Raw genomic sequence first — 13,074 nt, forward strand, 5'->3', positions numbered from 1 at the left:
TTTTTTATCAGAGGTGAGAAATGATTGTTGATGCTAAAGGAAAACCATGTCCTACACCGGTTATAATGACCAAAAAAGCATTGGAATCAATTGAGGAAGGGGTTATAACTGTATTGGTGGACAGTTTCACATCAAAAGAAAATGTATTAAAATATGCTGCAAGCCAGGGTTTGACTGCTGATGTGAAAGAAAAAAATGGCGTGTATGAAATTAGCATTGCAAAAGGGTACCCTTGCTCATTACCGGCAGAAGCTGCAGTTGAAAAGGTATCAAAAATTGTGCTTTATGTAGGCAGTAATGCAATAGGCAATGGGGATTGCTATCTGGGCGAAAAACTAATGGACGGATTTATTGCCAATATCAAAAATATGGATATTATGCCTTCAAGTATTATTTTTGTAAACTCAGGCGTATATCTTACCACACTTAATGCCACCACTATAGAAGAGTTGAAAAAGCTTGAAGGTGTGGAAATATTAAGCTGCGGTACATGTCTTGAACATTTTGAGCTTGTTGACAAGCTCAAGGTTGGTGAGATTACTGACGGCTATAATGTAATGAAAAGACTTTTTGAGGCAGATAAGGTTATCAGGTTATGAACAAAAGGCTGACACAATTTGTAAAAGCTGCGGGCTGAGCCGCTAAAATAGGTCCGGAGGACCTTGCAAAAGCCCTTGGCGCTTTGAAACTTCCTGAGTGTAAAAATTTGTTGGTTGGATTTGAGACCAACGACGATGCCGGTGTGTTCAAAATAAAGGATGACTACTATATTGTCCAGACAGTTGATTTTATAACACCGGTGGTGGATGACCCTTATATTTTTGGGCGTATTTCCGCAATAAATTCTCTAAGTGATGTCTATGCTATGGGGGCAAACCCCCTTACCGCCCTTTCCGTTCTTATGTATAACTGTGATATAGATGAAAAAATTATCGGTGAGATGATGCAGGGGGCTGTTGACGAACTGGCCTCATCCAATTGCGCCCTTTTGGGTGGACATACCGTTGATGACCATGAAATAAAGCTTGGATTTGCCGTGACGGGGTTTATTGATGACGGCAAAATTTACAAAAACTGCACGTTAAGGGAAGGAGATTTACTTGTTTATACCAAACCTTTAGGGATAGGTATTCTTACAACTGCCATAAAAGGGGAAGTGATTTCCGAAAGCGCACTAAAACAGGTAACAAATGCTATGCTTTTATCAAATAAAAAAGCATCTGAAATATTCAAGCAGTTTGATGTCTCTGCCGTGACGGATGTAACCGGATTTGGTCTTGCCGGCCATGCTTTTGAGATGGCAAAAGGCTCTTCAGTAAGCCTTGAAATTTATATGGACAACCTTAAGATTTTTGATGAGGCAAAAAGTCTTGCCCAGATGGGTATAATTCCTGCAGGAGCATATTATAACAAGCAATTTTTGACAGACAATTACGATTTTGTCTCAGATGAAAAGGATAATGAAATAATTGTGTTTGATCCTCAGACTTCAGGTGGATTGTTGATAGGGGTTAGTTTTACGGATGGTGAAAAACTTTTGAGCAAGCTCATCGAATCAGGTTATGAGGATTCATCCATTATCGGTATAGTCACACAAAAGAGTGATAAATATTTGGTCTTCAAATAAACTACCTGACAATTTTATCTGCAATTATCAAGAATTTTATAGGGACCTGATATTCTATTTTTTTTGCAGTTGCAAGATTTAACACCACCATAAAATGCTCTATAAGAGTTACCGGCATTGTTTTTGCCGATGCGCCTTTTAATATTTTTACTGCCTTTTGCCCTGCAAACCTGCCTGACCTGTATTCATCAACAACAAGAGCAAGCAGCACACCCTGATTAAGGACGTATGAATCGTTTTCTGCAAGAGAAGGTATTTTGTGCCTGTTGATTATATGAATCGTTTCGATTCCGGGTATCTGCGTATAAGGGATATAAACAACATCTATGCCATTGATAATTGATTCGTCTTTGAGAAGCTTTGACACAGGTATTTCTTCAACTGCAAAATCAAAAAAAGCGCTCAATCGTCTGATTTCACTGATACTTGAAAGGTATTCACTGTCCTCTTCCAGCTTTAAAACACCTAATTTTCGAAGTTTTTTCAACTGTCTTATAACTTTTATCTGTTCAAGAATTGAAATTTCTGTGCTGACGCCGGTGGCATTGATCGCTGGCAAACTAACATCTGCTATAAAATTTTCTTTTACAGGATTGCCTTTAATATGGAATATGACAGTTTTTGAAAATATTTTATGTTTATAAATATCTTTTAGTGCCTCTTTGCCGTTTACAAACAAAATATCCGGGTTAATCTTTTTGATAAATGGGTAATAAGACCTTAACAGCTTTATATCTTTTGAACATCCGAATGTATAAAACCTTGCCTCCGGAAAATGTAATAGAATTTCGTCACGAAAGCCTTTTTCTATAAGCCCATCCTGATCAAAAGAAACAATGGCAATATTTTGACTGTAAGCACTCTTAAGTAAAAAAAGTAATATAAAAAAGCTAACTGCCCAAAATTTCATTTATCTTTGCAATTCTCCTTTTCAGTGAGTGCCTGCTTATTCCTAAAATTTCTGCAGCTTTTTGCTTTATGCCACCTGATTCTTCAAGGGCCTTTTCAATGAGCTGTTTTTCGTAGTTTAAAAGTTTAAAATCGAGACTACCAACTTCAACTTGCTTACTTTCTATCATTTCCGATGGTAACATATCTTTTGTTATACATTCGTCAGTCGCAAGAAGTGCAAGTCTTTCGATAATATTTTTTAACTCTCTCACATTTCCGGGCCATTTGTAATGAATGAAAATATCAATTACCTCTTTGTCAAATTTTAAAGATTTGCCAAATTTTTTTGAGTAGGTGTCAAGAAAATATTCGCAAAGATAAGGTATATCCTGAATTCTATGCCTTAATGGGGGCACTTCAATGGGTATTATATTGAGCCTGTAATAAAAATCACTTCTGAACTTCCCCTCTTCTACAAGCTGTTTCAGGTTTTTGTTGGTTGCAGCAACAATTCTTACGTCGACCTTTATCTCTTCTTTTCCACCTATCCTTCTGAAAGTTTTATTTTCAAGAAAACGAAGCAGTTTTGGCTGCAAGGCTAAGGGCATATCCCCAATTTCGTCAAGAAAAAGTGTCCCTTTGTCAGCAAGTTCGATAAGTCCGGTTTTCCTGTGTTTTGCATCGGTAAACGCACCTTTTTCATAGCCGAAAAGCTCAGTTTCAAGCAGATGTTCAGGCATACTTGAACAGTTTATGTCTATAAATTTTTCGTTTTTTCTTAAACTTTCGTTGTGGAGAGCCTTTGCTACAAGCTCCTTGCCTGAGCCGCTTTCACCGGTTATAAGTACTGTCGAATCATGCTCAGCTACAAGCTTTATTGTTTTTAAAAGCTCTTTTATTTTTGGAGAATTACCAATCAGTTTCCCTATTCCAGTTGTTTTATAGGCTTTATTTCTCAAATGCTCTATTTCTTGCTTGCTCTTTTTTTCTGCAACACATTTGGAGATAAGGTGCAGCATCTCATCAAGCTCGAACGGCTTGTTGATAAAATCGTAAGCGCCTGATTTAATCGCGGTTATTGCGGTATTAATATCGCCATGGGCGGTAATCATAATTACCTCGATGTCCCTGTTTAGTTCTTTTACGGCTTTAAGAACATCAATTCCATTCATATCTGGTAATTTTAGGTCGATTAGAGCAATATCAGGCTCGCTTAAGGCAGCAGCCTTTAAAAAATCTTCTGCAAGATAAAAAGATTTAGCGTTAAATCCAGCATCTTCAAAAGCTAATTTGAGAGAGTTTGCAAGTATCTTTTCATCATCAAGAATGTAAATTGTAAGCACTATATTATCCCCTTTGTGAATTTCAATGTAACTTTTGTACCTACATTAAGTTTTGAGTCGATATTGATTTCCATATTATTTTGCTTTATCAGGTTATACACTATTGAAAGTCCGAGACCAGTCCCGCCTTGATTCATTGAGAAAAAAGGGTCAAAAATCTTATCCAGGTGTTTAGAGTCGATACCTTTGCCGTTGTCCTGAATTATTAAGAAGAGCCCATTTTCCAGCTTTTCAGTATAAATATTTATAATACCGATTTTCTTGTCTATTGATTGAATTGCATTGAGAATCAGATTAAACAGTATTTGCGTCAGCTGGTCTTTATCTGCCATAACAGTAACTTTTTCCACATCAATGTTAAATTTTATCCCGTGCTTTTCAATTTCTTTACCAAGAAGGTTCAGCGTGTAGTTCAGGACATCATGAAGCTCAATATCACTTATTTTTGCAGGGTTTGGTTTTGCAAAATTTAGCAAATCGGTCAAGGTTCGGTTTAGTCTGTCGGTCTCCTCCACTATGGATTCCAAAAGTTGATAACTTGCCTCGTCCCCTTTTCTCTTTAATAACAATTGAGCCGTTGTTTTTATTGCTGCAAGCGGGTTTTTGATTTCGTGTGCGATACCTGCGGACATAAGGCCAAGTGATGCAAGTTTGTTTGCCTGAATAAGCTCCTGCTGTCTTTTTTCAATATTTTCAGCCATTTTATTGAAGGAATCAGCAAGCATTTTTATCTCTTTACCCCTTTTAAGCTCAATTCTGTATTTAAAATTGCCGTTGGCAAATTCTTTTGTCCCTTTGATAACCTTTTTTATCGGTTTGATAAGTTTTTCGGTAAAATATAAGGCTGCAAGAAGAGCTAACATAGTGACAGAAAATACAAAAAGAAGTGTTTTCCCCTTGAGTGTATTAATATTTTTAAACAAAAAACTTTCAGGGACATATATGCTGATAGTCCAGTTTAGTGAAGGGACAAAGGATTCAAAATAGCTGTACTTTAATGCACTTTCCAGATCATTTTTTTTGTAGATTGTATTTTCTTGATTTTTTATAGTTTTTACGGTTTTATCTGTAAGATTTAATGTTTCAATAAATCTTGTAAATTTGCTGTTATCCACCTGGAAGACAAGAAGCCCTACCGGGGAAGTCAGGTCTTCAAAGTCGTAAACCCTTTTTAAAAAATAAACACTGGATGAATCGGAATAAGTAGAAAAATCATTGTTTAGAGCATTTGCGACTACCCCATGACTTAACGTTATTGGCAATTCATTGCCTGGTATAGACAATATTAATGTTGCTTCTTTATTGTAAAGAAGGATGCTTTTGTAAATATTTGAATTTGCCCTATAAAGAATAAGCCTGTCTTTTACCGTATCCATTCTCTGCCCGTATGAAAATTGCAAAAACGAAAGCTGTACAAGAGGGTTTTCCGACAGCTGTCGGATATTGGAAACGATATTTTTATAAAAGTCCTCTGTTTGAGATGCAATGTTATTAATCAGCTGTGAAGTCTGATTTCTCGATATTTCAAGGATGGATTTTGAAGCTTCATTAAAAGATTGGTAAGAAATAAGAAGCATGGGGATAAGTCCAAATACTATATAGAAAATGATAATTCTTGTTTTAAATGATGGATAAAAGTTTTTCATAAAAACAGATTACTACACATATCGGCAATGTTCAATACGATTAATTTATTTCAATAATTTCACTTTCAAACTTTACAAAACACCTGTCTTTGCCGGAAGATTTTGCATCATATAACAAATTGTCAGCTTCCTTTATTATCTCGTCAATGCTTTGCATTTCTGTGCAGGAGACTGCTCCTATGCTTGCTGTAAACCCTATTACCTTATCGTCAAAAATGATTTTTGTATTTCTAATGCTGTTTAATATCTTTTTCACCACCATTAAAAGTCCGTTTTTTGTTACATTCGGTATTAAGCAGACAAACTCTTCGCCGCCAAATCTACCCACAATATCAGATTCTCTTAACATAGATTTCAGACATTTTGAAAGGGCTACTAAAACTTCATCTCCACATGTATGCCCGTACGTATCATTTATCTTTTTAAAGTTATCAATATCAAGAATTATAAATCCAAGCTCCTGATTATACCTTTTAGCGTTAAGATAGAGGAAAGTGAATTGTTCCATAAAAAATCTTCTGTTATACAGTCCTGTAAGGGGATCAGTGGTAGCTTTGGCAAAAAGTGACCTGTTTATATCTTCCAGTTCGTCATAAAGTTTTTTTGATTTATAGGCTGTGGTAAATTTGAGCAAAAGCTCTTCCGGAGAGTAAGGTTTTAAAATGTAGTCATTAGCTCCGTGAATCATCAAAGTTCTTAAAATCCCTGCATCCCTTGATGATGTTTGAATAATAATTGGAACATGTTTTAAATCTTTGTTTTTCCTCAAAAATTTCGTTAATTTTATGCCATCTATGTCATCCATATACAAATCAGAAATTACAACATCAGGTATTTTTGTTTTGAGTGCTTCTATTAGAGCATGTGGCTTGTCAAATGTTTCTATGTTTACTCTAACAGTTTTTAATACATTTTCTATAAATTTAAGTTGAAGGATGCTGTCATCTACGGCAAACGCAGTGGCAGAGCTGATATCTATCATAGATAAAAGCTCCATAAGCTCATCTATGTATTTAATAAATTCATCGTTGATTTTTGATTTTGGCACATAGTCAATTGCGCCTTCAGCATAAATTGCAAGCCTTGTTTTTTCATCCTCATTTGAGCTTATCACTATGACAGGGACATTTTTCAACTTATCATCATTGCTCATATATCTACAGAGCTCAAGCCCCTGCCTGTCCTTCAATTCATAAGAAATAATAGCAAGAGAAGGGAGTGTTTCTTTTAGGACGTCGATTGCCTCAGAGAATGATGAGACCGAAAGAATATTGTATTTTTCACTTAGCAGATTTTCCAAAAGAAACCTTGACAGCTTTGAAGGGTCTGCTATAAGGATATACTTTTTCAAAATAACACCGGTTTTTAATGAACTTTAGCAAGTATAAACGTTTTGGAGGATAAATGTCAATAGTAAGAGTCAGATTTGCCCCAAGTCCTACAGGTCATATCCATGTGGGCAATGTCAGGACGGCGCTTTTTAATTATCTTTTTGCAAAAAATCAAAACGGAACATTTATATTGAGGATAGAAGATACAGACCTTGAGCGTTCGAGCATTGAGAATGAAAATATTATTTATGAAGATTTAATGTGGCTTGGGCTTGAATGGGATGAAGGCCCGGTTGTGGGTGGAAATTATGGCCCTTACAAACAGACTGAGCGTACTTTGATATATAAAAAATATCTTGATAAACTTCTTGAAGAAAAGAAGGCGTATTACTGTTTTTGCTCAAAAGAGGAGCTTGATGCGCAGAGGGAGAAAAATTTACAGGAAGGGAAAAATCCAATTTACAGCGGTAAATGTAAAAATATACCACTTGCAGAAGCAAGACAGAGGATTGAACAGGGGGAAAAGGCTGCCATAAGATTTAATGTCACCGAGAGTGAAGTAAAGGTGAAAGATATTTTAAAAGGGGAGATTGATTTCCCAACAAATATGTTTGGTGATTTTATCATTGTAAGACCGGATGGGACACCTGTTTATAACTTTGTAGTTGTTGTTGATGATGCGCTGATGAAAATCACCCATGTAATTCGTGGTGATGACCATCTTAACAATACTCCCAAACAGATTTTGATATATAAAGCCTTAGGTTTTGAATTGCCTGAATTTGCCCATATTCCTATGATTTTGGGTAGCGACCACTCAAAACTCAGCAAAAGACACGGAGATACAAGTGTAAACCAATTCAGACAAAAAGGCTATTTGCCGGAAGCATTTTTCAATTACCTGGCGCTGCTTGGATGGTCTCATCCTGAGGAAAAAGAGATTTTGTCAAGACAGGAGCTTATAAATGCCTTCAGTCTTGAAAGAATATCCAAAAGTGCAGCTGTGTTTGACTTTGACAAGCTAAACTGGATGAATGGTATTTACATAAGGGAAAAAAATATTGATGAGCTTTATAGTGTCGCAAAGGGATTTATTAAGTGTGTTGAGCTATCAAAATATGATGAACAGTGGCTTAAAAATGTAGTTTTTTCTGTGAGAGAGAAAATATCCGTTTTAAGTGAAATTGATGAGCACATAAAAATATTTTTTAAACAATCTGAGCCGGATGATGAATCAATTAAATTGTTAAATCTTGAGACTTCAAGTGCGGTACTTGAAAGGTATGCCGAAGAAATAAAAAAGTTTGAAACACTAACAGTAGATGACTATAAAGCTATTACAAAGATAGTTGGGGATGCAACCGGCGCAAAAGGGAAGGCGCTTTTTATGGTGCTGAGGATTGCACTTACCGGCCAAAGGACAGGTCCGGATATGGACAAGATTGCGACATTGCTGTCACCAAAGACGCAGATTGAAAGAATCAATAACGTGCTCAGGTTTATAAAAAAATAAGAGGTAAAATGTTTACAGTAGGAATTTTGGGAAGACCAAATGTAGGGAAATCAACTCTTTTTAACCGTTTTGCAGGTAGAAGGATTGCCATTACCGACGATATGCCAGGTGTTACAAGGGACAGGCTTGAGTATGTTTGCGAATGGGGACTTAGAAAGTTTAAATTGTATGATACAGCAGGTTTTGACTTAAGAGAAGATATTTTAAAGAAAGAGATGCAGGAGCAATTTTACCGGGCTATTGATGAGGTTGACCTTTGTCTTTTGATGGTCGATGCAAAGGAAGGGCTTCACCCATTGGATGAAATAGTGGCAGATTTGCTGAGAAAAAAAGGGAAAGATACGATTCTTGTTTTAAACAAGGTTGATAATCCTGAGCTTGAGATGGCAATAAACGAATTTTACAAGCTGGGATTTGAAAAGATTTTTGCAGTAAGTGCCACCCATGGCAGAAATGTTGATGAACTGCTGGATGAAATCACTTCAAGAATAACGGAAGAAGAGGAAGCTGAGGTAGAAACAGACAGGATAAAACTTGCGGTAATCGGGAAGCCAAATGTTGGAAAATCAAGTCTTATAAATGCCTGGCTAAATGAGGAGAGGGTTATTGTAACGGAAATCCCGGGCACCACGAGGGATTCTGTGAATGTAAACTTTGAGTTCAACGGCAAAAAATATACGCTAATCGACACCGCAGGGATAAGAAAAAAGTCGGTAATGTTCAAAGATAAAATTGAAAAATATGGGTATTTCAGAGGTCAGGACGCAATTGCTGAGTCAGACATCTGCATAGCTGTTATTGATGCTACTCAAGGGATTTTGGACAGGGACATTAAGGTTATAGCAGATGCAAATAGACAATACAGGCCTGTTATTCTTGTTTTTAACAAATGGGATTTGATTGAAAATCCTGGAGAATATTCAAGACAGCTTGGTAGGGATGTGAAGGATAAACTTAAATTTTTATATAATCCTCAATTGGTGTTTGTATCGGCACAAACAGGAAAAAATGTATATAAAATCTTTAAAAGCGTTGAAATAATAGATAAAGAATATTCAAAAAGAGTACAGACCTCAAAGCTGAATGAAGTACTTCAACTTGCCCAGCAGATGCATCAGCCACCAGTGGTTAAAAATAAACGTCTTAAGTTTTTTTATATGACCCAGGTGGGGACAAAGCCGCCAGAATTTGTGGTTTTTGTTAATTATCCTGAAGCTGTTCATTTTTCCTATGAAAGATTTATCCTTAACCTTATCAGACAGGAATTTGGATTTGACGGTGTCCCTTTAAAAATCAATTTCAGGCAAAAAGGGGACAGAAGCACCGACTAAGCTTTTATATTTTAAGTCCAGGATATATAACTTCACTTGAATCGTAAAATTATCTTCTGGTATAATTTTATACAGATATAAGAAGGAGGAATTTATGATAAAAGTGGAGGTTTTTTACAATAGCGGGGTTGATTCCAGGACTCCAGAAATTGCCGAAGATTTGAAGTACAAGTTTGGTAGCAAAGTAGATGTCAGGCTTATCGATTTGTCGGATGAAAAAGCGCCTGAAGAGTATGGGATTATCAATCCGCCTGAAGTGGTCATCGATGGCAAAAAGAAAATAAAGATAGAAGGTAGCGACAGTCTCAAAGAGATAGTTACAAAGGTCATTTTCTAAAGAGGGTGCTATGCCGTACGTAAATATAAAGATTACAAAAGATGGTGTGAGCAAAGAGAAAAAAGCTGAGTTGATAAAAGGTGTTACAGAGCTTCTTGCAAATGTTCTCGGCAAAAATCCCGCGACAACTGTTGTGGTCATTGATGAAGTGGAAACGGACAATTGGGGTATTGGCGGAGAGCAGGTGACAGAGAGAAGGAAAAAGGGCATATAAATTTTTTCTAAAGTTTTTATTGATTATGCCGATTTAAAAAGGGCATGGATGCATAAAAAATACACGGATGTCCCTTGAAGAGGGTACGTCATGGTTACAATTTACAATGCATCTGGTGCTTTTATCTCCAATAGCATCGACAGATTTTCCAGGGCAGTCAACAGCTCAATTGAAAAAATATCAACAGGGCAAAGGATTAATTCCGCAAAGGATTCCCCTTCCGAAATAAGCCTTGTAACAAGATTTGACTCAAGAATAAAATCAGAAAAGCAGCTTGTCTTTAATTTGCAGGATATGATCAGCATGTTTCAGACGGCAGATTATGCAATAACCGGCTCAGGCGGTATTTCAGATATTTTAAATACTATCAGGGACAGAATTGTTTATGCGGGAAATTCAACACTGACAAGCCAGGATGTCCAGAATATTCAATCTGAAATTGAAGATTTGACTGATGAAATATCAAATATTATAAACTCCACGGAATTTAATAGCAAAAAACTTTTAAATGGTGAATTGATAGGGTATGTGACTTCATCAAGTAGTGAAATTGCGGGTTATGTCAATGAGCCTGTGTCAAACAGCACATACACTCTTGAAAACATTACTGGAGCGACCTATCACGAAATAAAGTCGACTGCTGCCGCAAATCCTACGGCTGACACGCCGGCAGATTATACCGATACACTCGGTACACTTGGAACTGTTTCTGTTACAGGCAGTGCAACGGCAAGTGGAAATTATGAAGTGATTTTTACCGATTCAGCCAGTTTTAAAGTCTATGATAATTCTGATGGAACACTGGTAACATCTGGGACTACTGATGCAGCATTTACGGTGGATGGTCTAAGCATTACTGTCTCCTCAGGGGGGACATATACCGGTGGATTTAAATTCTATTTTGATACCACAAGTGGTTCAGGGACAATTAGTGCAACTGAAGGCAATCGTGGAACTTCAGAAGCAATTACCGCTGCAAACTTTGACAGTAATGCGATGCTCAACTCCTATTTTTATATAAAAACCGATTTTGACAGCGGTAGCATTAAATACAACGTATTTGACAGCGAAAACAATCAAATGGGCAACTGGACTACGATAGGCAGTGAATTTACATCATTTGCAGACTCAAAACTTGCTGGCAGTTCATTTACATTTAGTGTGACAAATCCCGGCAAAGAGGATATCTGGAAGGTGGATTTTGGTACATTTAATACTCTTTCAACTTCGGGTGGCACATTTGTCATTGAAGGTGTGGATAAATCGATTTCCATTTCATGGCAGGGGGGTGATACCTTAAATGATATTGCAAACAGCATAAATAATATTGGCGACGGGTTGGTTTCTGCAAGTGCCGAATCCGGGGTACTTGTTTTGACGGCACAAGAGCTTGGAGCAAAAGGGAAACTTAGAGTATACGATACGGAAGGAAATTTTGTGTCAACGTTAAATCTTGCAGAAACTTCAGGTACCGGGAACAATGCGAGCCTTACATACAACGGTACGACATACACTTCTGAAGATAATTACTTTAAAGATGTCATAGACAATATAACGATAGAGGTGGCAAAAGGGGCAAATTTATCTTCAGCTACACTTTCAGTGACCAATAAAACAAGTACTGCTCCTTTAAACATTGACGGGGGCAACTTGTACAATATGTATGTAAAAGACCTTACCCCTGAGGCTCTGGGGCTAAAAAATATTGACGGCGGGTATACAATTGATGTTGGCAGTTCTTCTTTAAGGTCAAAAGCATTAAGCATGATTGATTTGGCAATTGAAAAGGTCTCTGGTGAAGCATCCCGTATTGGCTCAAATATAAATACACTGGATTATCACCTTTCAACCGTTCAAAACACAAATGTAGCAAGAAAGTCTGCATTATCAACTCATCTGGATACCGACCTGGCACAGGAAACTACAAACCTTGCGGCAAATCAGCTGAAACTGCAGATAAGCTCATCAATGTTGGCGCAATCAAATATTTCTACTCAGCGGGTGCTTGAGCTTTTGGGGATTATTCCTACAAAACAATAGGAGGTCAAAATGGCTGTTAATCAGGTAAACAACAATAATGAGATTGCAAGGCAGCTCAGGTATCAAGAGATGAAAAAGGCCGAGGAAAGAAGACAGGAAATCATTGATGAACAAAAAAGGGCAGAGGAGATAAAAAGGGAGAGGATAAGACAACAGACAAAGAATAAGGTTAATGCAGTGGATATTTATGCTTAAAGAAGCTTTGTTCACGCAGGCAGTGTATTGATACTTTGTAAATAAATTCCCCTTGCAAATAGAGGATTTCAAAAGTAAAATATTCATATGAAAAAGCTGCCGATAGGGATTCAGACTTTTGATAAAATAATTGAAGGTGACTATATCTACGTTGATAAGACGGAGTATGCCTATAATCTGATAAATGACTATACCTACATTTTTTTATCCCGCCCGAGGCGTTTTGGTAAGTCGCTGTTTCTTGACACATTGAAGGCAATATTTGAGGGGAGAAAAGAGCTTTTTGAGGGGCTATATATCTATGACAAATGGGACTGGAGCAAAAAGCACCCTGTCATCAAAATAAGCTGGGCCGGAAATTTCCAGAGCCTTGAGGGGCTTGAAAGCTCTGCCTATGAAAATTTCAGAAAGAATCAGGTGAGATTAGGCATTGAATGTAAGAATGAAAACGATGCTGCTTCCTGTTTTGCAGAGTTGATAGAGATGTCGTATAAAAAGTACAACGAAAAGGTAGTAATTTTGATAGATGAATACGACAAGCCAATTCTTGATGTTATAGAAAATATTGAGCAGGCAAAGATAAACAGGGAGTTTATAAAGGGGCTG

13 protein-coding genes are annotated in these 13,074 nt (G+C 37.0%); 9 read left to right on the plus strand and 4 right to left on the minus strand.

Going from position 1 to position 13,074, the window contains the following annotated elements; genetic code table 11:
* The first annotated feature begins 20 nt into the window (after positions 1 to 20).
* Positions 21 to 599 carry a sulfurtransferase-like selenium metabolism protein YedF gene (gene yedF / locus ACTCAF_RS06450; RefSeq protein WP_463062474.1) on the plus strand — a complete coding sequence of 193 codons (579 nt, stop codon included), beginning with the start codon at positions 21 to 23 and terminating at the stop codon, positions 597 to 599.
* Entirely contained in the window at positions 596 to 1,627 is a 1,032-nt protein-coding gene (selD, locus tag ACTCAF_RS06455) for a selenide, water dikinase SelD (protein ID WP_463062475.1), read from the plus strand. The genes yedF and selD overlap by 4 nt, the downstream gene beginning before the upstream one ends.
* Position 1,628: 1 nt before the next feature.
* Here selD and ACTCAF_RS06460 read toward each other — a convergent pair whose 3' ends face one another.
* From ACTCAF_RS06460 to ACTCAF_RS06475, 4 genes are read right to left on the minus strand one after another with little or no spacing between them, the layout of a single operon-like run.
* Positions 1,629 to 2,537 carry an ABC transporter substrate-binding protein gene (locus tag ACTCAF_RS06460; protein WP_463062476.1) on the minus strand — a complete coding sequence of 303 codons (909 nt, stop codon included), beginning with the start codon at positions 2,535 to 2,537 and terminating at the stop codon, positions 1,629 to 1,631.
* On the minus strand, positions 2,518 to 3,861 hold the full coding sequence (locus ACTCAF_RS06465) for a sigma-54-dependent transcriptional regulator (RefSeq protein ID WP_463062477.1): 1,344 nt from the start codon (positions 3,859 to 3,861) through the stop codon (positions 2,518 to 2,520). The genes ACTCAF_RS06460 and ACTCAF_RS06465 overlap by 20 nt, the downstream gene beginning before the upstream one ends.
* Complete coding sequence (locus tag ACTCAF_RS06470; RefSeq protein ID WP_463062478.1) at positions 3,861 to 5,507, minus strand: sensor histidine kinase; 1,647 nt, start codon at positions 5,505 to 5,507, stop codon at positions 3,861 to 3,863. Before ACTCAF_RS06470 ends, ACTCAF_RS06465 begins: the two co-directional genes overlap by 1 nt.
* A 40-nt stretch (positions 5,508 to 5,547) precedes the next feature.
* Positions 5,548 to 6,858 (minus strand): diguanylate cyclase, encoded by a 1,311-nt coding sequence (locus tag ACTCAF_RS06475; protein WP_463062479.1) that lies wholly within the window; start codon positions 6,856 to 6,858, stop codon positions 5,548 to 5,550.
* 59 nt (positions 6,859 to 6,917) lie between these two features.
* Between ACTCAF_RS06475 and gltX the strand changes: the two genes are divergently transcribed.
* The 7 genes from gltX to ACTCAF_RS06510 form a co-directional block, all read left to right on the plus strand.
* Positions 6,918 to 8,351, plus strand: coding sequence for a glutamate--tRNA ligase (gene gltX, locus ACTCAF_RS06480; protein WP_463062487.1), 1,434 nt, complete (start codon positions 6,918 to 6,920; stop codon positions 8,349 to 8,351).
* Between the two features lie 8 nt (positions 8,352 to 8,359).
* Positions 8,360 to 9,682 carry a ribosome biogenesis GTPase Der gene (gene der / locus ACTCAF_RS06485; protein WP_463062480.1) on the plus strand — a complete coding sequence of 441 codons (1,323 nt, stop codon included), beginning with the start codon at positions 8,360 to 8,362 and terminating at the stop codon, positions 9,680 to 9,682.
* Positions 9,683 to 9,776: 94 nt separating this feature from the next.
* On the plus strand, positions 9,777 to 10,019 hold the full coding sequence (locus ACTCAF_RS06490) for a hypothetical protein (protein WP_463062481.1): 243 nt from the start codon (positions 9,777 to 9,779) through the stop codon (positions 10,017 to 10,019).
* Positions 10,020 to 10,029: 10 nt separating this feature from the next.
* Positions 10,030 to 10,233, plus strand: a complete 204-nt coding sequence (locus tag ACTCAF_RS06495; protein WP_463062482.1) for a 2-hydroxymuconate tautomerase family protein — start codon at positions 10,030 to 10,032, stop codon at positions 10,231 to 10,233.
* A 90-nt stretch (positions 10,234 to 10,323) separates the two neighbouring features.
* Positions 10,324 to 12,273 carry a flagellin gene (locus ACTCAF_RS06500; protein WP_463062483.1) on the plus strand — a complete coding sequence of 650 codons (1,950 nt, stop codon included), beginning with the start codon at positions 10,324 to 10,326 and terminating at the stop codon, positions 12,271 to 12,273.
* Positions 12,274 to 12,282: 9 nt separating this feature from the next.
* A complete protein-coding gene (locus ACTCAF_RS06505; RefSeq protein WP_463062484.1) occupies positions 12,283 to 12,468 on the plus strand; it encodes a hypothetical protein in 186 nt (61 codons plus the stop codon).
* Between the two features lie 87 nt (positions 12,469 to 12,555).
* Positions 12,556 to 13,074, plus strand: a 519-nt coding sequence (locus ACTCAF_RS06510; protein WP_463062485.1) for an AAA family ATPase, incomplete at its 3' end; no start/stop codon positions are given.

The sequence above is a fragment of the Deferrivibrio sp. genome (assembly GCF_055117995.1).